Annotated in this window: 22 protein-coding genes; 8 read left to right on the top strand and 14 right to left on the bottom strand. The window is 59.7% G+C overall.

What is annotated here, in order from left to right; all coding sequences use genetic code 11:
* Positions 1-148: 148 nt before the first annotated feature.
* Positions 149-1,057: a LysR family transcriptional regulator gene (locus tag AB5Z02_RS05385; protein WP_368215482.1), complete on the bottom strand. Its 909-nt coding sequence runs from the start codon at positions 1,055-1,057 to the stop codon at positions 149-151.
* 87 nt (positions 1,058-1,144) lie between these two features.
* On the opposite strand from AB5Z02_RS05385, the gene AB5Z02_RS05380 reads away from it, so the two are divergent.
* Positions 1,145-2,401 (top strand): MFS transporter, encoded by a 1,257-nt coding sequence (locus AB5Z02_RS05380; protein WP_368215480.1) that lies wholly within the window; start codon positions 1,145-1,147, stop codon positions 2,399-2,401.
* A 198-nt stretch (positions 2,402-2,599) separates the two neighbouring features.
* Here AB5Z02_RS05380 and AB5Z02_RS05375 read toward each other — a convergent pair whose 3' ends face one another.
* The 7 genes from AB5Z02_RS05375 to AB5Z02_RS05345 all read right to left on the bottom strand — a co-directional run bounded on the left by AB5Z02_RS05375 (position 2,600) and on the right by AB5Z02_RS05345 (position 9,221).
* On the bottom strand, positions 2,600-4,087 hold the full coding sequence (locus tag AB5Z02_RS05375) for a peptide MFS transporter (protein ID WP_368215478.1): 1,488 nt from the start codon (positions 4,085-4,087) through the stop codon (positions 2,600-2,602).
* Between the two features lie 668 nt (positions 4,088-4,755).
* On the bottom strand, positions 4,756-5,658 hold the full coding sequence (locus tag AB5Z02_RS05370) for a hypothetical protein (RefSeq protein ID WP_201988022.1): 903 nt from the start codon (positions 5,656-5,658) through the stop codon (positions 4,756-4,758).
* A gap of 11 nt (positions 5,659-5,669) precedes the next feature.
* A complete protein-coding gene (locus AB5Z02_RS05365) occupies positions 5,670-6,437 on the bottom strand; it encodes a hypothetical protein (RefSeq protein WP_005335887.1) in 768 nt (255 codons plus the stop codon).
* Positions 6,438-6,449: 12 nt separating this feature from the next.
* A complete protein-coding gene (locus AB5Z02_RS05360; RefSeq protein WP_368215476.1) occupies positions 6,450-6,992 on the bottom strand; it encodes a hypothetical protein in 543 nt (180 codons plus the stop codon).
* A gap of 23 nt (positions 6,993-7,015) precedes the next feature.
* On the bottom strand, positions 7,016-7,300 hold the full coding sequence (locus tag AB5Z02_RS05355; protein WP_005343121.1) for a DnaJ domain-containing protein: 285 nt from the start codon (positions 7,298-7,300) through the stop codon (positions 7,016-7,018).
* A gap of 293 nt (positions 7,301-7,593) precedes the next feature.
* Positions 7,594-8,346, bottom strand: coding sequence for an SDR family NAD(P)-dependent oxidoreductase (locus AB5Z02_RS05350; protein ID WP_368215474.1), 753 nt, complete (start codon positions 8,344-8,346; stop codon positions 7,594-7,596).
* On the bottom strand, positions 8,343-9,221 hold the full coding sequence (locus AB5Z02_RS05345; RefSeq protein ID WP_368215473.1) for an NAD(P)-dependent oxidoreductase: 879 nt from the start codon (positions 9,219-9,221) through the stop codon (positions 8,343-8,345). The genes AB5Z02_RS05350 and AB5Z02_RS05345 overlap by 4 nt, the downstream gene beginning before the upstream one ends.
* A gap of 130 nt (positions 9,222-9,351) precedes the next feature.
* On the opposite strand from AB5Z02_RS05345, the gene AB5Z02_RS05340 reads away from it, so the two are divergent.
* Entirely contained in the window at positions 9,352-10,176 is an 825-nt protein-coding gene (locus AB5Z02_RS05340; RefSeq protein WP_368215471.1) for a LysR family transcriptional regulator, read from the top strand.
* Between the two features lie 78 nt (positions 10,177-10,254).
* Here the strand turns inward: AB5Z02_RS05340 and AB5Z02_RS05335 are convergent, their stop codons facing one another.
* From AB5Z02_RS05335 to AB5Z02_RS05320, 4 genes are read right to left on the bottom strand one after another with little or no spacing between them, the layout of a single operon-like run.
* On the bottom strand, positions 10,255-10,770 hold the full coding sequence (locus AB5Z02_RS05335; protein ID WP_368215469.1) for a protein disulfide oxidoreductase: 516 nt from the start codon (positions 10,768-10,770) through the stop codon (positions 10,255-10,257).
* 3 nt (positions 10,771-10,773) lie between these two features.
* Entirely contained in the window at positions 10,774-11,517 is a 744-nt protein-coding gene (locus AB5Z02_RS05330; RefSeq protein ID WP_005354886.1) for a DsbA family protein, read from the bottom strand.
* A 9-nt stretch (positions 11,518-11,526) separates the two neighbouring features.
* Positions 11,527-13,569, bottom strand: a complete 2,043-nt coding sequence (locus AB5Z02_RS05325; RefSeq protein WP_368215467.1) for a protein-disulfide reductase DsbD family protein — start codon at positions 13,567-13,569, stop codon at positions 11,527-11,529.
* Positions 13,570-13,622: 53 nt separating this feature from the next.
* On the bottom strand, positions 13,623-14,000 hold the full coding sequence (locus tag AB5Z02_RS05320; protein ID WP_236322783.1) for a hypothetical protein: 378 nt from the start codon (positions 13,998-14,000) through the stop codon (positions 13,623-13,625).
* Positions 14,001-14,185: 185 nt separating this feature from the next.
* Here AB5Z02_RS05320 and AB5Z02_RS05315 point away from each other — a divergent pair, with 185 nt between their 5' ends.
* From AB5Z02_RS05315 to pspG, 4 genes are all read left to right on the top strand, one after another.
* Positions 14,186-14,914: a 1-acylglycerol-3-phosphate O-acyltransferase gene (locus AB5Z02_RS05315; protein WP_019446682.1), complete on the top strand. Its 729-nt coding sequence runs from the start codon at positions 14,186-14,188 to the stop codon at positions 14,912-14,914.
* A 210-nt stretch (positions 14,915-15,124) separates the two neighbouring features.
* Positions 15,125-15,787: a phage shock protein PspA gene (gene pspA / locus AB5Z02_RS05310; RefSeq protein ID WP_019446683.1), complete on the top strand. Its 663-nt coding sequence runs from the start codon at positions 15,125-15,127 to the stop codon at positions 15,785-15,787.
* Between the two features lie 2 nt (positions 15,788-15,789).
* Positions 15,790-15,996, top strand: coding sequence for a PspC domain-containing protein (locus tag AB5Z02_RS05305; protein ID WP_005335873.1), 207 nt, complete (start codon positions 15,790-15,792; stop codon positions 15,994-15,996).
* Positions 15,997-16,044: 48 nt separating this feature from the next.
* Positions 16,045-16,263: an envelope stress response protein PspG gene (gene pspG, locus AB5Z02_RS05300; protein WP_103251896.1), complete on the top strand. Its 219-nt coding sequence runs from the start codon at positions 16,045-16,047 to the stop codon at positions 16,261-16,263.
* A gap of 90 nt (positions 16,264-16,353) precedes the next feature.
* Here pspG and AB5Z02_RS05295 read toward each other — a convergent pair whose 3' ends face one another.
* The gene (locus AB5Z02_RS05295) at positions 16,354-16,698 is read right to left on the bottom strand and encodes a GIY-YIG nuclease family protein (RefSeq protein ID WP_368215465.1); all 345 of its coding nucleotides are present in this window, start codon (positions 16,696-16,698) and stop codon (positions 16,354-16,356) included.
* Between the two features lie 44 nt (positions 16,699-16,742).
* Between AB5Z02_RS05295 and AB5Z02_RS05290 the strand changes: the two genes are divergently transcribed.
* The gene (locus AB5Z02_RS05290; protein ID WP_005363058.1) at positions 16,743-17,477 is read left to right on the top strand and encodes an ABC transporter substrate-binding protein; all 735 of its coding nucleotides are present in this window, start codon (positions 16,743-16,745) and stop codon (positions 17,475-17,477) included.
* On the opposite strand, the gene rarD is transcribed toward AB5Z02_RS05290, so the two are convergent.
* Positions 17,459-18,349: an EamA family transporter RarD gene (gene rarD, locus AB5Z02_RS05285; protein WP_042052465.1), complete on the bottom strand. Its 891-nt coding sequence runs from the start codon at positions 18,347-18,349 to the stop codon at positions 17,459-17,461. The genes AB5Z02_RS05290 and rarD overlap by 19 nt on opposite strands.
* Positions 18,350-18,448: 99 nt before the next feature.
* On the opposite strand from rarD, the gene AB5Z02_RS05280 reads away from it, so the two are divergent.
* A complete protein-coding gene (locus AB5Z02_RS05280) occupies positions 18,449-19,036 on the top strand; it encodes a uracil-DNA glycosylase family protein (protein ID WP_231719897.1) in 588 nt (195 codons plus the stop codon).
* Positions 19,037-19,038: the final 2 nt, after the last annotated feature.

Below are 19,038 nucleotides of genomic sequence, written 5' to 3'. Positions count from 1 at the left end.
GGTTAAGTTTTTAGTGGGCATGGAAATCTACAGTCATTATTGGTGGTTGATTCACATATGATATTTGGAGAAAGGTTGGTTTTGTGAAATTCAAATTTTTGATATCTTGAAAATTTATATTTACCTGTTGAGGCGTTACCAATATTAGCTACTGATGATTTATCATATTTTCCCGTACGAACTCAATAAATTCGCGAGTTTTAGCAGGAAGATATTGGCGGTTCGCATAAACAGCAAACAACTGCAATGGGGCGGCGGGTAACTCAAGTTCAATTTCAACCAAGCTGCCATCATCAATAAACTCTTGGCAAGATACCTTGGCAAGAATGGCAAACCCTACACCAGCTATGGCTGCTTTTAACGCCAGTTCACCACTATTGACCCGGTAGTGTTCATTCACCTGGATGGTGGAAAATTCACTGCTCGTGCGAGTAAATTGCCAAGGCATCCCTTTCAGAGCGCTCACCGTAGTTATGCAGGGGAGAGTTTTGAGTTGTGATGTGTGGTTGGGAAGCCCCCACTGCTGGATCAATGAAGGGGAGCCAACAACAGTACAGGGAATGGTGGTCAAATGGCTGGCTATGTAATCGCAATCATCCATCTTGCCTCTGTGAATGATGATTGCCATATCCAAATCCTCTCTTAATGATTCAAGTCCGGAGAGATTGGTAATGCAGCTGATCGTTATTTCAGGATGTTGGCAGGCAAAGTCGGCAATGGCAGTACCGAGCAGTTTTGGCCCAGCCTCATTGGGGATGCAGATGCGTAATGGCCCTTTCAGCTGAATCTGCTGTGATGTCAATTCAGCCTCGGTTTGCTCCAGTGATTCCAGCAGTGGTTTTACTCGGGTATAGAGCAGTTGCCCTGACTGTGTGAGCTTCATATGGCGGGTTGAGCGTTCAATCAGTTGAAGGTTCAAGGCTTCTTCCAATTGAGAAATACTGCGGCTCACATTTGAGGTGGGGATTTGAAGGGTTTTAGATGCCCCGACAAAACTGCTGTTTTCAACCACTGCAATGAAAATCTTCAGCGCATTCAATTCCATGCCGGTACGCATTGATTATCCCTAATCTGATAACAATCCATGCCATTTTAACGAATAAAATTAAAATGTGATAGTGGGTATAGTTTTTATCTCTAAAGATTGAGAGTAAACACTATGATGCTAGATGAAAATAATATGGGTGAAAGAACTCACCATAATCGTTCGGTTATGGATTTTAACGTTGTCTGGTTGGCGGCATTGATTCAATTGGTCAGTGCGCTTGATTTCATGATGATTATGCCGCTTGGGCCTGATTTATCTCGCACACTAAATATAAGTCCAACCTATATAGGATATTTAGGAGGCGGGTATGCACTGGCAGCCGCACTATCATCGTTGTTATGTGCCAGATATCTCGACCGATTTGATAGAAAGCATGTTGCACTGCTCACACTGTTGGGTATCACGCTATCCACTTGGGCCTGCGCTTTGGCATGGGATATGGAAAGTTTATTCTTTACCCGCTTGCTGGCCGGTATGTTTGCCGGTCCAGCAACATCCATTGCTCTGGCGATCGTTGTGGATGCCACGCCTGTACAGCAACGTGGCCGAGCGATGGCCATCGTGATGGGGGCGTTTTCGTTGTCAGCGATTGCCGGTGTGCCGTTGGGATTGGAGCTGGCAATGTTAAAAGGATGGAGTGCACCTTTCTATGTTTTAGGTGGCTTGGGATTGTGTGTTTGCGTGGCGGTATATACAAGGTTGCCTGGAATGACGGCCCACTTGGGATTGAACCAGAAAGCTTTTTCATCCATTGAAATGTTGAAGCGACCTGTGGTGTTGAATGCGTTTATGGCAATTGGGTTGGCAATTTTCAGCACCTTCCTTATTGTTCCCAACATAGCTGCTTATTTTCAATTTAACCTTGATGTCCCTCGCGGCGATATGAGTCAGTACTATGTCATGGGCGGCATTTTTAGCCTGTTTTCAATGCAGCTTGGCGGATTATTTATTGACCGTTTTGGCGCAATGAAAGTGACGATTTTGATGGGGGCATTGACGATAGCGGTTGTTTGGGATGGCTTCTTGCGTGCCCCTTGGTTGCCGACCATAGTGATTTTCACGTTATTCATGGTGGTTACATCGACCCGAACGATCACCGTAGCTGCTGTTAATAGTCAAGTAGCAGCGCCTTGGGAAAGGGCGGGATTCATGTCATTGCAAAATGTTTTTCAACATATATTTAGTGGCTCGGCTGCCATCGTCTCTTCGATGATTTTAACAAATGTCGATGGTCACCTTGGCAACATAACTCTATTGGCTTGGCTAACCATAGTGGTGACGATTATTCAGCCACTTTTTCTATATCGATTGCTCAAGCTGCTGCGTTTGGGAACCCCAAAATCGGATGTTTGAGAAACGAGATCTGTGGGGACATAGGCTTGATTGACGAAGCCTAAACGGGGGCTCGGCAGCCAGACGCGGGTCATCCATCCCACCAAAAGAGAAGGGCCCCGCCATCCATGATGGCGGGGCCCTTCGCATTATCAGCTGCATTGCCGATTCAACCGTTCGCGCTGGCAGGGGCCAGTGAAATGGCTGGCCCGAATCCAATTAGACAGGAATGGCTGTCGCCGCCGGTTGCGGGGTGATTTTCGAGGCGATCAGCAGGCGCAGGCGGGGCACCAGCAGCAGCAACACCACGCCGCCCGCCAGCGAGCCCCAGCCGAGCATATTGAACACCGAGCTGTAACCCGGATTGGTGGCGACCGGGGTGCTGCCGATATTTTGCGGCATGGCGCCGGAGACATAGCCCGCCAGCACCGAGGCGATGCCGGTCACCATCATCCAGCAGCCCATCATCAAGCCTTGCAGGCTGGCGGGGGCCAGCTTGCCAATCATGGCGTAGCCGATGGGGGAGATCAGCAGCTCGCCAAAGCTCTGCAGCACATAGCTGATGGCGATCCACTTGAAGGCGACCAGCCCGTCGGCCCCCGCCAGATGAATGCCGATCGGCAGCACCAGCATGCCGAGCCCCATGCAAAACAGGGAGGCGGCAAACTGGGAGGGGATATCGATATTCCACCCCTGTTCGCGCAGTCGCTTGAACAGCAGCGCCATCAAGGGGCCACCGATAACGATGACGAGGGTGTTGATGTTCTGGATCCACTGGGGGGCGACCCGCAGCCCGAACACGTTGAGGTTGATGTTGTGCTCGGAGAAGAGCATCAGCCCCATGGGCGCCAGCTGGTAGAGCGACCAGAAGATGAGGGAGCCAAGGGCGAGGATCAGGTAAGCCACCATGCGGCTGCGCTCGGCGGCGTCCGGATGGCGGGCGGTCATCACGCAGAGCAGCACCAGCACCACGGCGCCCAGGATCAGCACGAAGCTGCCGCTGAAGCTGGCGTGGGTCAGCAGCAGGCGCAGCGCCGGCACCAGCATGGCCAGAATGGCGAGGCCACCGAGCATTCGCAGATAGAAACCGCGCCCCTTGATATGGCGCAGCGGGGTGCTGATATCCGCCAGAATCGGCCAGCAGGCGAAGGTGGCGATGATGGCGATGATGTTGCCCAGCGTCGCAAACAGGAACAGGGTGCGGTAATCCTCGGTGAGCTGGAAGTAGCCCGCCACCGTGAAGCCGATAAAGAAGCCCAGATTCATCCCGGCGTAGTTCCACAGGAAGGCGCTCTCGCGGCGGTGATCATCCGGGGCGAAGCGCTGGGTCAGCATCATGTTGAGGCAGGTGACGTTGAGGCCGCTGCCGGTAAGGAACATGGCGAGCCCCCAGTAGAGGCCGGTGATCCCCATCTCGGCGATGAAGTAGCAGCCGATCACCTGCAGCACCATCCCCATCACGAACAGGTTGCGGTTGCTGAGGTAGCGCCCGCCGAGATAACCGCCAAACAGGTGCAGGCCATAGTTGAAGGCCCCGAAGACCCCCATCATGGCGTTGGCCTGGGATTCGCTGAAGCCGAGTCGCTTGGTGGCGTAGAGCACCAGCGTGGAGTAGAGCACGGCAAACCCCAGGGTCGAGAAGGTCTGGATAAAGAACAGCGCCCCGGAGCCGGGGGGAATGGTGGGGTGTTGATTCGAAGCGCTCACGGTCTGTCTCCTGTGAGAGAAGAAAGTCATAACTCGTCCTGAGAGCGTACCGGTCTGCTGCCGGCTAGCCTTGTGCGCTTCCATGCTGGTCTGAAGGCCGGTCTGTCATTTAGCGGCCAAGCGGTGCAAATAGCCATACCTGAAATTTAATCTGGCGAGATTAATTGTCTTTTATTGATCTATTCCGGTTTTTTATGCAGTTTTGGCTGCTGAAAAGCTGGCGCTGGCCGGGTAGGTATCAGAGTTGTCGGGGTTGAATGGAGCCTGTTTTGGCCTGAACTGATTTGATAGTGAGATCGCCATCCCGCTTTTGGCTGCTCTTTCGCCATCGCCGCCGGCATGTTGAGTGGCAGCTTATTTATTCAGTTTCACTCTTTGAATGAATAATTATCCGGGATTGGCGTATGGCCCTGCGCAGTGACAAGAGCCACAGAGGGCAATGAACAGAGTGAATTGCACCACTGAGCTGTTCCCCAGATTGCCGGTGCAATGCGCGGTGCTTGGTGTGCCCCATGTGTTGCTCGGCGGCCCGAGGGGACTTGCGTATTTTCCCTCTCCCTTTGGGAGGGGGTTAGGGTGAGGGGACATCCCGGATATAACAACGCCCGGCGGGCCGGGCGTTGGGTTATCCCACATTGGGGGCAACAAAAGAGGCGGCGAAAGCGGCCTTAGAAGTCGTGGTAGAGCGGCCAGCCGAGCAGCGGGTGCTTGAGACCGGCGCGCATCTCGATGTTGTCGAGCTTCTCCGGCGAGGCGTTCTCTTTTTGCAGCAGCTGGTACTGGCGGACAAAGCCGAGGGTGTGCAGCAGGTTGGGCACAAAGCCCGGGCTCAGCTCCTGACGCAGGGCGGCGGCCATGTCGGCGGGCAGCGCGCTTAGCATCAGGGCCAGCTGGGCGGCGAGGTAGTCGGTGTCGTACCAGCTCTCGTCGAGCTCAATCTCCCGCGCCAGTTTGCGCTTGAGATCCTGCTTCACCTTGAGCGGGGCGGCACCACTGCCCTTGCCGCAGAGGATGCGGTAGAGCAGCGCTTCGGCCAGCTTGTCCTCCATGGTGGGGTGGTCGCTCTCGCAGGCGAAGAAGTGCTGGTCGATGAGCTCCATCAGGCGGCTCTTGTTGTGCTCGGTCAGCGCCTTCTCGTACTCCTGCCACCCTTGCCACTCCTCCACATCGGGCGGGCTCGAGATCTTGTCCAAGAGCCGCGCATCCACGTCACCGTAGAGGCTGTTGCCAACCTGCTTGGGGCTGACGGTAATGAGCATCGACCAGCCCTTCTGGAACGGCTTGATGGGGCCTTCCGGCGCCTGCAGCAGCGCCAGCGCCTTGGCCGGATCCCGCGCCGAGAGCTCCTGCAGGCCGAGGCTCACCACGCCGATGACGTCGTGGGCCGCCTGCTCCAGCAGGTGCATCTTGTACTTGTTGTAGTACTTGTCGGCGAATTTGAGGCTCATCAGCACCGCCTTGCCCTTGATGGCGGCGAGCTGTTGCTGACTCAAGAGTTCGTTGTCGCGGCCAAAGCGCAGCACCTGGGTCAGAAAGGGGCCCTGGTTGGCATCGCGAATGACTAACTGCATGAATGGGCTCCTTAATCCAGAAAGCTGAACATGTCGTCGACGTCGCCGTACTCGTCTTCCTCGACCTTGTTCTTCTCTTTGGCTTGCATCACCAGCTCGGCGGCAAACTTGTTGATGATGCCGTCCCAGGTGGAGTGCTCGTTGCGCAGCAGCGCCTTGATGGCTTTTTCCACCTCGGGGGCCAGCTCGCGAATGAGCATCAAGAGGCTGCGCGGGTCATCCAGCGCGTAGTCGTGGACATCCTCGCTCTGCTGGCGCTCGCTGTAGCGCAGGGATTCTTCGAGATCTTCCTCTTCGGCGTGCAGCACGTCGCGATAGCCTTCGTCCTCTTCATAGCGATCGCCGCGATAGAACTCGATAAAGGGGATGGCGAGGTAGAAGAGACCGGCCGGATCTTCGGCCACGCACTCGAGGATCTCGCGCTGCTTGGCTTCGCTATCCTGGGTGCGGATCAGGTAGTTGAGGAAGTCGAAGGTGTGCTGTTGCAGCTCGTCGGCGTTGTTCTTGATCGCCTCTTCCCAATAGAGCGGCTGCTGGCAGACGATGTCGCGGATCCGCTCCGGGGTCATCAGCTCGGAGATGATGGAGGGGAAGGAGATATCGTGCTGGCCGTTAATCTGGGTCAGGGTAACGATATCAATGTTTTCAATCACTTCTGCCAGCTGGTCGTCAGACATGGTCTTGGCGATCAGCTCGAACTTCTCGCTGGCCTGCTTCGGCTCGATAACGGCCAGCTCTTTGATCTCGATGGCGGTAATTTCTATCAGACTGTTGCTCATGCCTTGCCCCAATTAGAAACGGACTTCGTCGTACATATCCTGATCGCCGTCGTCATCACCATAGCGGTCACTGCCGCCATGGTAGTCGGCGTCGGCATCTTCCCCGTCTTCATCTTCTTCGTCGCGCAGCTCATAGTCGTCATCGCCGCGGTGGCTGCCGCGCGGCAGCGGGTTGTCGAGCAGGAACAGCACGGCGCAGGCTTCCATCAGCTGATCTTCGCTCTGGGCCCGCACCGCCTTGACCAGCGGCAGGGCGGCGTTGTTGAAGCCGACGCTCACCTTGAACTCGTCCCAGCTTGGCTGCTGGCCGCTGGCGAGCCACTTGTTCCACTGCGACTTGGCCTTGGCCGGGAACTGCACCCGGCCATAGAGGGCCAGCGGCAGATACTCGGGCATAAACTCCAGCATGCTCATATCGGCCAGCAGCAGGCTTTTCATCTGGTCGGTGAACTGTTCCAGCCCCTTGGGGTCGTCCTGATCCCGGTAGGATTCGATGTTTTCGCTGGCATCGCTTTGCAGCGACTTGAGCCGCGCCTGGTCCCATCTCTTTTGCATAGTTGCTCTTTCTGCCTGCTGTTTCAGGGGTAGAACTGATCCCACATCTCCTGCATGGCGGAGGCTGGGTCGGTCACGATGACGTTGTTGAAATCCTTGATAAAGGCGGCCCGCTGTTTCGGATCGGACAGCACTTCATAGGCCTGCTTTACCTGGTGCAGCTTGATGGCTGCCTGCTCTTTCTCTTCTTCACTGGCCCCGTGCAGCTTGTCGGGGTGGTACTGGTTCGACAGCCGACGATAGGCTTTCTTGATGTCGTTTTCGCTGGCGTTGGACTTGACGCCCAGCACCCGAAAGTAGTTGTTCATGGCAGATCCTGCATCACTGGCATCATAGGATTCACGCTGCGAGTGCCTGATGGTGGGGATTGGCAAACCAGGCACGGCAAAAACCCGTCATTTTAACGGAAACAGCCCGCCAACGCGATGAGTTGGACGATCAATTAACGGGCGAAATGAAGAGGTGTCAGTTGAGCGTCTATTGTTGCCAGTCGGTCTGGCCAGTGCAAGGGGCGGGCACGGGAAGGCGATGAAAAAATGGTCAGGGGCTAGTGTGGGATGAGATGGCGGCGGCAGCGCAAATCGGGCTGCCGCCGCAGAGGTTACTCCTCCCAGAAGGAGGCGGAGGTGTGGTAGATCATCTTCTTGCTCATCCCGCCATCGACCACCAGATTGGCACCGTTGATAAAGTCGTTGCGAGGATCGGCCAGAAAGAGGCAGGCGCGGGTGATGTCGTCGGGGCGACCGACCCGGCCACTCGGGTGCTGGCGATGATCCGCCTCGGTCAGGGTGTGGTAATCCTCCGCCTGGATCCAGCCCGGACTGATGGCATTGACCGTGACGGGGTAGTCGGCCAGCGAGTTGGCGAGGGACTGGGTGAGGGCGACCAGCGCCCCTTTGGAGGCGCCGTAGGCATCCCAACCCGGTTCGTTCTGCTGCCAGCGGGTGGAGGCGATATTGATGATGCGACCATAGGGCAACCCGCGGTTGGCCTGCACAAAGGCGCGGGCACAGAGCATGGCGCCGCGCACATTGACCGTCATCACCTGATCGAACTGGGCTGCGCTCAGATCCTCGAAGCGGGTGTGGAACTTGCTGATGGCGCCGTTGTTGATCAGCAGATGGATGCCGCCGTGCTGCGCGTGCACCTCGGCAAAGAGGCGTTCGATGGCCTGCTCATCGCACAAATCGAGCGGACGAAAGTGGATTTCGGGATGGTCGAAAGCGTGAGGGGCCAGATCGGTGGCGATCACCCGATAACCTGCCTCGGCCAGCCCGATACAGAGCTGGCGGCCAATCCCGCCAGCGGCGCCGGTGACCAGTGCAATTTGGGGTTGGTTGGTCAGCTCGTTCATTGTGCCGCTCCATTGCGTGCCCGCAGCACCTTGATGAGGGCTGACACCTCCTGCTGACCAAACCCTTGCGCTACTCCTTCCTCAAACAGATCGGCGGCAAAGCGCGGGAAGCGGTTGTCGATCCCGGCGTCGGTGGCATGACCGGCGAGGCGGCTGATGGCGGCGCTCCAGGTTTTCAGGCTGGCGTAGGGGTGATCGAAATCGCCGCTCGCCAGCGTCTTGCCAAGGTGGGCCACATCGCCACCGAGAATGGGGGAGAGCTCGCTGAACTGGGCGCACACCTTGGCCACCGGTAGCCCTTCCGCCTCGCAGATCAGCGCGCCGTGCAGAGCTCCGAGCAGACCACCGGCAAAGTAGGCGGCGACGGCGCAATCTTGCGCCGCGGCGGCGCCCACCGCCTCGGCCACATGGTCGAGGGTAGGGGCGAGCAGGCGCAGTACCGGCTCGGCGTCGCTAAAGGCAGCGCTGGCTCCCGAGCAGATGATGCTGGCATCAGTGGTGCCGATCTGATCCGGGAAGCAGAGGATGGCGCCATCGAGATAACGGGCGCCGCGGGCGTGGCTCCAGTTCTCCAGCGCTCTGGCCCCCTGCGGACTGCCGGTGGAGAGCTGCACCAGCAGCTTGCCCGCCACCACATCGCTCGCCTCATCCAGCAACTGCTGGCTGACGGCGTAGTTATCGACGCAGACAAGGGTGATATCGCTTGCGGCGATGGCCGCGCCAACCGAGGGGGCGAGTGTCGCACCCAGCGCTTGCAGCGGGGCCGCTTTGGCGGCGCTGCGATTCCAGACTGTGACCGGATGGCCCGCCTTGAGCAAGGTGGTGGCGAGGGCGGAGCCCATGGCCCCGAGGCCGATGACAGAGAGATGGCGCATGATGGCTCCTGACGGTGTTGATAAACGCTGATATAGAAAATTGGGATGCCTTGTGGCAGTTAAGCCACTATATTTGCCCCGTGTCGCCGTGAAAAATGGCTTTTATGACTGTCTGGTATAGGTGAATTCTATGGATGTGCGAACCCTGCGTGCGTTTGTGGCTGTCTTCGAGGAGCGCAACATCACGGCGGCTGCCACCCGCCTCTTCATTACCCAGCCCACCCTCTCCACCACCATCAAGACGCTGGAGGATGAGCTGGGGGTGACCCTGTTTGTGCGGCAGGCGCGCGGGGTGGAGGGGACCGAAGCGGCGCACCGGCTCTATCCCCGCGCCAAGCGGCTGATCGCCGACACCGACTCCCTCGCCCGCGAGTTTCGTGAAACCTCCCCCTGCCTCGAGCTGACGATGGGAATTGAGGCGGATCTGGGTGATGGCGTGGTGGGGGCGCTGGTGCAAGGTGCGCTCGCCCACGAGGAGATCCTGCTGACCCTGGAGGAGGGCTGCTGTGGCGATGTGCGGTTGGGGTGTGAATCCCTGCGCTGTGGTGACGAGCTCTTTATCCCCCTGCTGGAGGAGGAGTTTGTACTGGTGCTGCCGCCGGATCACCCGCTGGCGGGCAAGGGATCGCTCACCCCGACAGCGTTGGCGGATGAACCCTGGGTCACCTGCCCGCGCCACGACTCCCACCTGCGGCTGATCGCTATTCTCGGCAATCAGGCGCCGCTCTATCCACGGCGGGCGGGGTCGCTGCGACTGGCGGCGACCATGGTGGCCGCCGGGGCGGGGATTGCCTGGTTGCCCCGTTCGCTTTGTCCGCCCGGTTGTTCGGTCGCCGAGCTGGCGGTCTCTTCCTTCAAGCGGCGGGTGGGGCTCTGCTACGCCCCCGATGCGTTGCGATCGGTGGCGGTGACCGCCCTGCTGGAGCAGGTGCGCGGGATGCAGCTCCCCGCCTGATGTCGGCATAAAAATGTCGGGCATAAAAAAGGGCCATCAAGTTGGGATGGCCCTGTTGCAGGCAACGAAGGTGCGTGGCTAGAGCGACGCCCACCAGAGCCGCAGTTGCAAGCCCCACTTCGAGCTCCAGCCGGTGGTGCTGCTCACCAGCTTGCCATCCTTGATAACGAGGAAAGTCGGGGTGACCCCCACCTGCCACTGGGCTGCCAGCGCTCCCGACTCGTCGTTGTGGGTCGGGAAGGTGAGCCCCTTCTTGCTCATTCCCTTGGCTAACTGCTCCGAATTGCCGGAGCGCAGTGCCACCGTCAGCACGTTTTCCCCCTCTTGCCAGAGCTGCTGCACCGCCGGGGTGGTGAAACGGCAGACACCGCACCAGCTGGCCCAGTAGTAGACCAGCAGCGGATTGCCCTGACTTAAGGTAGCGAGATCCGTGCTGCTGCCATCCTGCAGGGTGACGGGGGCGCTCATCGCCCCCTCTGGCAGGGTCGGGCTGCGCCACAGATCGAGCAGGGTCGAGATGACCAGCGCCATCAGCAGCAGCCAGAGCGCCTCCTTGCCCCAGCGGCGCCAGCGGGGTTGAGGGTTGGTAGTCATCCCTTACCCCTGCTTGGCCAGTTCGGCCTTCACCAGTTGCTCCAGCTCCTCATAAGGAATGGCGCCAGGTACCAGCTGGTTGCCAATCAGGGTCGCCGGAGTGCCCTGTACCCCGAGGATGGTGCCGATGCGCAGGCTGTTGCGCAGCTCCTCGGTCGCCTTGGCGGCCGGTTTGAGCGCGGTATTGCCGGTGGCGGCCAGCGCCTTGTTGATGTCCGCCTCGGTCAGCATCCCCTGCTTGCTCATCAGCTTGTCATGCAGGGTGAGGAAGCGGGCGGGATCTTGCTGCCACAGGGTCAGGCTGTATTGGGCCGCCTTGGCGGAGGTCTGCCCCTTGAACGGCAGCAGCTTGATCACCAGCCCCAGATCGTCCGGATAGGCCTTGAGCAGCTTGGTCAGCTGGGGATCGAACTGCTTGCAGTAGGGGCAGTTGTAGTCGGTGAACAGCACCAGCGTCAGCTTGGGGTTCTTGGCGCCGAGGCGCGGGCTGGTGGCGCTGTTGAACAGCACATCCTTGTTGCCCTTGATGAAGTTGCCAAGCTGCGCCTCCTGGGCTGCCGCGTTCTGCTTCTCCCAGGATTCGGCGGCCTCATCGAGGATCTTGGGGTTGGCGATCAGGGTCTCGCGGATCAGCTCCTTGATGCGCGCCTCCTGCTCCGGGGTGAAAGGGGCTGCGTGCAGGGCCGGAGCCAGCAGGGTTGCGGAAAGGGAGGCCAGCAGGGTCAGGGCGCTAAGAGTCGGTTTCATGGTTGCTCCTTAAAATCGGGTGGTGCCAGCCTGAAGCAGCCCAGCCTTGTGCAATGTGGTCAGCAGATCGTCCTTGTCGAGCAGGGGGGACAGCGTGATCCCCTGCGGCAACTCCGGGCCGTAAATCTGGTTGAAGGGGACGGCCGCCGCGCCCCGCTTACGCAGGAAGGCGGCGATGGTGTCGCTTGGTTTGCTCCAGTCGCCGCGCAGGGCCACCACATCGCGGGCCGAGAGGGCCTGTTGTACCTCATCGCGCAGCAACACGTTGTATTTGTTGGCCTTGCAGGTAACGCACCAGTCGGCGGTGACATCGATAAAGACCCGTTTGTTCTGGGCCAGCGCATCTGTGATGGCGCGTTCAGAGAGCGGCTGCCAGACCACCTTGTCAACACTGGCCGAGCCCTGCGCGCTAAAGGCGCCACTCAGCAGCAAGGGGCTGCCAATCAGGGCGGTAAGGGCGATCGTCAGCGTGAAGCCGCGCATGCCGTAACGCCAGATGATGCCAGTCAGCAGCGCCAGCAGCATGGCAACCATCAGCCAGCCGGTGGCATAGCTGCCGAGATGGTTGTCGAGCAGGCTGGTGAGCCAGAGGCTGGAGCCCAACATCATCAGGCCGAGCAGGATGCGCAGATGGTTCATCCAGCGCCCCGGCTTGGGCAGCCAGAGGGCGAGCCGTGGCAGGGCCGCCACCAGCAGCCAGGGCAGGCTCATGCCAATTCCGAGCGCGGTGAAGATCAGCCAGAGCTGGCCGAGCGGTGCCGCCAGCGCAAAGGCCACTGCCGTGCCGAGAAAGGGTGCCGAGCAGGGGGTCGCCAGCAGAGTGGCGAAGCTCCCCTGCAGGAAGTGACCGCCGAGGCCGTTGCCGCCGCTGGTGGCGAGGCGGGTGCTGAGGGCGCTGGGCAGGCGGATCTCGAACAGCCCCAGCAGGTTGGCGCAAAACAGCAGGGTGACCAGCACCATCAAGCCGATAAAACTGGCGCTCTGGAACTGGATGCCCCAGCCGACGGCCCCTTGCGTGGCGCGTAGCAGGCTGCTCATGGCCGCCAGCACCCAGAAGGAGGTGATGATCCCGGCGCTGGCGGCGAGGAACTGCTTGCGTACCGCGCCCTGTTCACGCTCCTGATGTTGCAGCACAGTTCCCAGCTTGAGCGCCAGCACCGGCAGCACGCAGGGCATCAGGTTGAGGATCAGGCCACCGAGCAGCGCCGCCCCCAGCAACCAGAACAGCGAATGGCTCTGGTTGGGCAGCGCGAGTGGCGCGCCGATTGTCCCCTTGCCCTGCCACGCCTGTTCGCCACTGGTGAGCAGCAGGCCGAGGGATTGGCCGCGCAGATCCGGCGCATCCCCCTGCCAGCCATCGCTCACCGGCACCCGGGCGATCAGGGTGTTGCCCTCGACCTCAAGCGCCGGTTTGCCAAACTCGGCCCCCTCCAGAGCGTCGATGAAGAGCGCTGGTGATTGCCAGCCCTCTGCCCGCTCGGCGCGCAGTTGCAGCTGGTTGTGCTGATAACCGAGCTCGACCCGGGCTTCGGCAGGCAGCGGTTGGGGCAGGTTGCTGATGGCCTTGGCCCAGCCGAAGTCGAAACCGGCTGGCGCTCGCCCATCCACCGCCAGGGTGAAGGGAAAGTCGGTCAGGATGCAGACATTGCTGCAGGTGGAGAGGCGTAGAGTTCCCTTGAGCGGTTGCCCTGCGGGATAGTTGAGGCTGAGGGGGAAGGTCACATCTCCCTGATAACCCTGGGTGCTGAGCCCGGCTACCTCGAAGTGGCGTGGCACCGGCCAGCGCCACTGAAAGTCACCGACCGGTTCGTCCCACAGGATCTGGGGAGCAATCCCCCCTTCTCCCGGACTGTGCCAGTAGGTCTTCCAGCCCGACTCCAGCTCCACATCGAGCAGGATGCGGGTCTGATCTGCCGTGCTGCGGTCGGCCTGCAGCCGTACCCGGGCGTGATCATTCTGTGGGCTGGTGAGCCAGCCCGTGTCGCTGGCCAATCCCATGGATTGCCACAGCAGACCGCCCAGTAGCAGGGCCGCCTTGAAGAGATTCGACATCTTTTTGGTCTCGCAAAAATTGAGTGACAGCTAACGAAAGAACGCTGCCGAACTCATTCCCGCCAGACGCAGAGGGTGAGGTGCAAACGCCGCTCGGGCGGCGAGATGACTCTGGGAGGGGGCAGTGGCGGTGTGTAGCGCCAAAGGGGGGCCAGCAGGGCGATCAGTACGGCCACGGCAAAGAAGAGCTGTTCGACGCAGAGCAGGGTGGCGGCGCTCAGCCACTTGCCGTTGAGCTGGCAGCTGGTGGGCTGCGGGCTGGCCGGTTTGGCATCCTCTTGAGCCGTTGCCGAGCCTGGAACAGGCAGTGCCTGACAGCTGAGGGCGTGATCGAGCAGGGCAAGCCGGGCCAGCGGCTGGGCCGCACAATTGAGCACCAGCAGGCAGACCAGCAGCAGGAGATGTTTCGCTACCCGTTGTTGCAACATCATGTTCGCCCCGTCCATCAAGATGGGGCCATCCTAACGACCAATGGCGGGTGGGGCAAGTCGGCGGCGTATTGATGAGCAGCACTGTGGGTGGCGCGATGGGGAGGGTGGTCGGTTCTGTTTGGCGAACGCTTGTTCGCTAAAAGGGGGATCAGTATACTGCGCCGAGTTAAAACTCGAGGTGTTCGATGCTCAAAATTGCCCGTGTGCTGCTGCTTGGTCTGCTGCTCATTTTCTGGTTCCTGTTCGGCCTGCTGCTCTGTCTGGTTCGTCCGCGCCATCCCAACAACGTCTATGTCTTCGCCCGCATGTATCACGCGGTCTGCCCGCTGATCGGGCTGCGAGTCAAGGTGACGGTGGCCGACGAGGTCAAATCGGTCGGCCCGGCGGTCTATGTCTGCAACCACCAGAGCAACTTCGACATCTTCACCGTGACCGGTGCGGTGCAGCCTGGCGTGGTGGCCGTGGGCAAAAAGAGCCTGCTCTGGTTGCCGCTGTTCGGCCTTATCTTCTGGCTCTCCGGTAACGTGCTGATCGACCGCTCCAACCGCTCCCGTGCCATCGGCACCATAGGTCAGGTGGTGGATCGCATCAAGAACCGCGGCACCTCCATCTGGATGTTCCCGGAAGGGACCCGCTCCCAGGGGCGCGGCCTGCTGCCGTTCAAGGCGGGCGCTTTCCACACTGCGGTACAGGCTGAAGTACCCGTGGTGCCCATCGTCTGCTCCAGCTACTTCGGTCAGGTCGATCTCAATCGTTGGGACAACGGCGAAGTGCTGGTGGAAGTGATGGCGCCGGTCTGCAGCAAGGAGCACGGTGCCAGCGGCATTCGCGATCTCTCCGACACCTGCCGCGCCCGGATGGAGGCCAAGTTGGCCGAACTGGACAGCAAGCTGGGCCACAGCCACGCCGCCTGACGGATATCGCAGCTGAATCGACAAGGGAGCCAGAGGCTCCCTTTTTTGTTGGTGAAAATCACCACTTGGTTGGCTATTCTCACCAATAAGCCCTTCTTGAATTTCCTCAGTAAATTCCCATCTATATGTAAAACAACAATAATTTTTCTTGGCACGGCTCTTGTAATGCAATGGGAAGAGATAGCCATCCCATCAACAAGGAGCCAGACCATGAGCGTATTCAGCCGCCTGACCGACGTGATAAATGCCAACTTGCACAGCCTGCTCGACAAGAGTGAAGAGCCGGAGAAGATGCTGCGCCTGATGATCGAAGAGATGGAGCAGGTGCAGGTCGAGATGCGTACCCAGGCCGCCCGCGTGATTGCCGAACAGAAACAGCTGGAGCGTCACCAGCAGGCGCTGCAGGCGCAGATCCTGGAGTGGTCGGCCAAGGCCGAGCTCGCCATCCAGAAGGGACGTGAGGATCTGGCCCGCGCCGCCCTCACCGAGAAGCTGGCGGAGGTCAAAAAATGTGAACAGCTGGAGCAGGACAAGGCCCGGGTCGCCGAGGTGCTGGCCCAGCTTACCGCCGATAGCGAACGGCTGGCTGCCAAGCTGACCGAGGCGCGCGAGAAGCAGAAACTGCTGACCCTGCGCGAGCAGACCGCCCACAGCCGCATTCGTGCCCGCGCCCAGGTGGACAACCAGCGGATGCATGAGCTGATGGCACGCTTTGACGGTTTTCAGGGCCGGGTCGATCAGCTGGAAGCCCAGCTGGAGGCGGCCACCCTGGGGCAGAATCCCTCGCTGGAGGCCCAGTTCCGCGAGCTGGAGCTCAATGACGAGATCGAGCGCGAGCTGGCTCGCCTCAAAGGCCAGAAAGCGGAGGTGTAATCATGAGCCCCTGGCCCAAGGATCTGGTGCATCGCAAGCTGACCGGGGTCTGCGCCGGTATTGCTAGGCGGTTGGGGGTCTCCAGAGTCACGGTGCGGGTGGTGGCACTGCTCGCCCTGATCCTGATGCCACCGCTGGCACTGGCCGCCTATCTGCTGGCGGTGCTGGTGATGCCGCCCCGTTATGAATTGAAGCGCTGGCTGGATTGACCGCAGGGTTGCCAAGCCGGCAGACAAGGTACTGATAAGGAGCAAGTTATGCTGGAATTTTTCATATTGCTGGTGGTGCTGCTGGTCATGGCACTGACCGGTTTTACCCTGGTAGCCATGTTGCTGGTGAGCGGCCTGTTCGTGCTGCTTGGGGCACTGGGCGGCATGCTTGCTCTGATCATCAAGGTGGCCCCCTGGTTGCTGCTGGTGCTGGCGGTTTGCTGGCTGATCAGCAACCGCAGCAAGCGTTCCAATACCTACCTCTAACCCGCCTGAGGTTGTGCAAGACGTTGTGTGATGCTCCCTGATTTCCCCTTTCCGGCCACTCATCGAGTGGCCTTTTTTTGCCTGCACCCCTTAAGGCCGAGTCGTTTCGGTTAACCACTGGGGGCTCCAGCTCTGCCAGAGTGCCGGGCTTTTTATCAGCTGTTCCTTGAAGGATTTTGGCTGCTGTTTGAGGCGGTATTCGATGCGCAGGGCCGCCCCCTTCTCGCCGACTTCCTGTTGCCACGCCAGCGTCAGTGGCCCCTTGCCGCGCAGGGCGCGAGCGCCCTTGCCACTCTGGTGCTGGTGCAGACGGCGCAGCGGATCCGTGCTGATCCCGGTATAGAGCAGGCCGGTGGCAGTACGCACCATATAGACAGACCAGCGGGAAGGGGCGGATGGTTGCTGTGTCGGTGTGGTGGTCGCGGGTTCTCTCATTCAAATTCTCTGTGCCAAACTCAGAGGCAGCTCAAGGAGGTGCGATGAGAGTCTGGTTTTGGTTGTGGTTACTGTTGTCGGTCCCGGCTCTGGGGGAGACGATCCGTCTCTACGATTACCATCAGCATCCCCCCTTCAACACCGGAGTGGATGCAGGGCTGAGCCGCGAGCTGGTCAAGTATCTCAATGAAAAGCTGGGGGGTGAACCCAGAATCGAGCTCTGGCTGGTCAATCGCGCCCGACTGGCGCTGGAGATGGCGGATCCCGACTTTGACGGTCTGGTGGTCTGGGTCAATCCGGCCTGGGTGGGGGATCCCCATCGCGAGCGCTATCTCTGGACTTTCCCGGTGATGCGCGACACCAACGAGCTGGTCTCGAACATCGATAACCCAGTCACCTATCGCGGACCCGACTCCCTCAAGGGGTTGGTGTTTGGCGGGGTGGAGGGCTACCGCTATCAGGGGATCGATGATGCAGCTGGCCGCGGGGAGCTGGTGCGCCAGGATGCCAAGAAGGTGAAGACCAATCTTGAGCTGCTGGTGCGCGGCCGCATTGATGTGACGCTGGTGAGTGGTTCATCGCTGGGCTTTTTCATCGACGCACAGCACTATCAGGGCAAGCTGTTTATCTCACCCTTCCCCCAATCCAGCTATACCCGCCATATCCTGCTGCCCAAATCCCGTCCCGAGCTGCATGCCACACTCAACGACATCGCCGAGCAGATGGACAGGGATCCCCGCTGGCACAAGGTGTTGGAGTCCTATCGCGGTACGCCCTGAGGGCGGCGCTTGAGCCGATGCAGTGGCAACAGGCTCACCAGCAGACCTGCCCAGACAAAGGCGAAACCGACTGCCTTGATGGGGTCCGGCGCCTCACCAAACCAGTAGATGGCGAGCAGGAAGGCGAGGCTGGGCTCGATATATTGCAGCAGCCCCACAGTGCTCATCCGGGTTCTCGCCACTGCGTAACAGAACAGCCCCACCGGCAGCAGAGTAGCGGGCGCACTGCCCATCAGCAGCAGCTTGTCAGCCAGATCTCCGTTCACGAATGCCCCTTCCCCGTGCCACGCCAGCGTGCCGATGATGATCAGCGCGACGGGCAGTTGCACCATGGCTTCCAGATAGAGGCTGGTGCCGGTGTCGTAGTGGATCTTCTTCTTGATAAGGCCATAGCAGGCGAAGTTGGCCCCCATGATGAGGGAGAACCAGGGGAGCTGGCCGTAGCAGAAGAGCATGTAGGCGAGACCCGCCAGTGCCAGAGCGACTGCCAGATGCTTTTGCGGGGTGAGCCGCTCTTTGAGGAAGATGACAGCGAATACGATATTGAACAGCGGGGTCATAAAGAAGGCGAGGCTGGTTGTTAGCACCTGCCCGGTAGTGAGGCACCAGGTGAACATGCACCAGCTGATGGACATGACGGGGCCCGCCAGCAGAATGAGGCCGAGCTGGCGCGGCTCGCTGCGCAGTTGTGCCCAGGGCACTTTGTGGCCAAGCAGCAAAAACAGGGCACCCAGCAGCACCACAGACCAGAGCACCCGGTGGGAGATCAGCTCCCACATGTTGACCTCGGGCATGAATTGATAATAGAGCGGCAGCATCCCCCACAGGATGAAGGAGAGGGTTGCGGTGCCGGTACCTAGCCAGTTTTTCATTATTGTCCGTTTATTAAATTAAACATCCATGGCGATAGTAGGGGGAGAGCCCTGTTTCCACAAGAGGGAAAACAGGGAAATGCTGGTACTATCAACGTCATGCAGCGAATCGATAAGTTGTTTGAGCAAATCAGGGCCTGCCGTCTGTGCGAGGCTCATCTGCCGCTGGGGCCTCGTCCGGTGATCCGCGGGGCCGAGAGTGCCCGCCTGCTGATCATCGGTCAGGCCCCCGGCACTCGTGTGCATGCTAGCGGTATCCCGTGGGATGACCTCTCTGGCGATCGCTTGCGTCAGTGGCTCGGGGTCGATAAACCCACCTTCTACGACGAATCACGTATTGCGATTATGCCTATGGGGCTCTGTTATCCCGGCAAGGGCAAGTCGGGCGACCTGCCGCCCAGACCCGAGTGCGCGCCCACTTGGCATGATAAGGTGTTGATGCTGCTGCCTAATATCGAGCTGACCCTGCTAATTGGCCAATATGCCCAGCATCGCTATCTGGGCAAGGCGGCCAGAGGATCGCTGACCGAGACGGTGCGCAGCTGGGCCGACTATAGCCCCGGCTGGTTGCCGCTACCGCACCCTTCACCGCGCAACACCCTCTGGCTCAAAAAGAATCCCTGGTTCGAGCAGGAGATAGTCCCCTATCTGCAACAAAGGGTCGCCCCTTTGCTGGAACGACCCTGAGC

Source organism: Aeromonas sp. R2-3, from assembly GCF_040908375.1.
GTDB classification, from domain to species: Bacteria; Pseudomonadota; Gammaproteobacteria; order Enterobacterales; family Aeromonadaceae; genus Aeromonas; species Aeromonas veronii.
The sequence above is the reverse complement of the archived record's forward strand: the minus strand, read 5'-3'. Positions and strand labels throughout refer to the sequence as shown.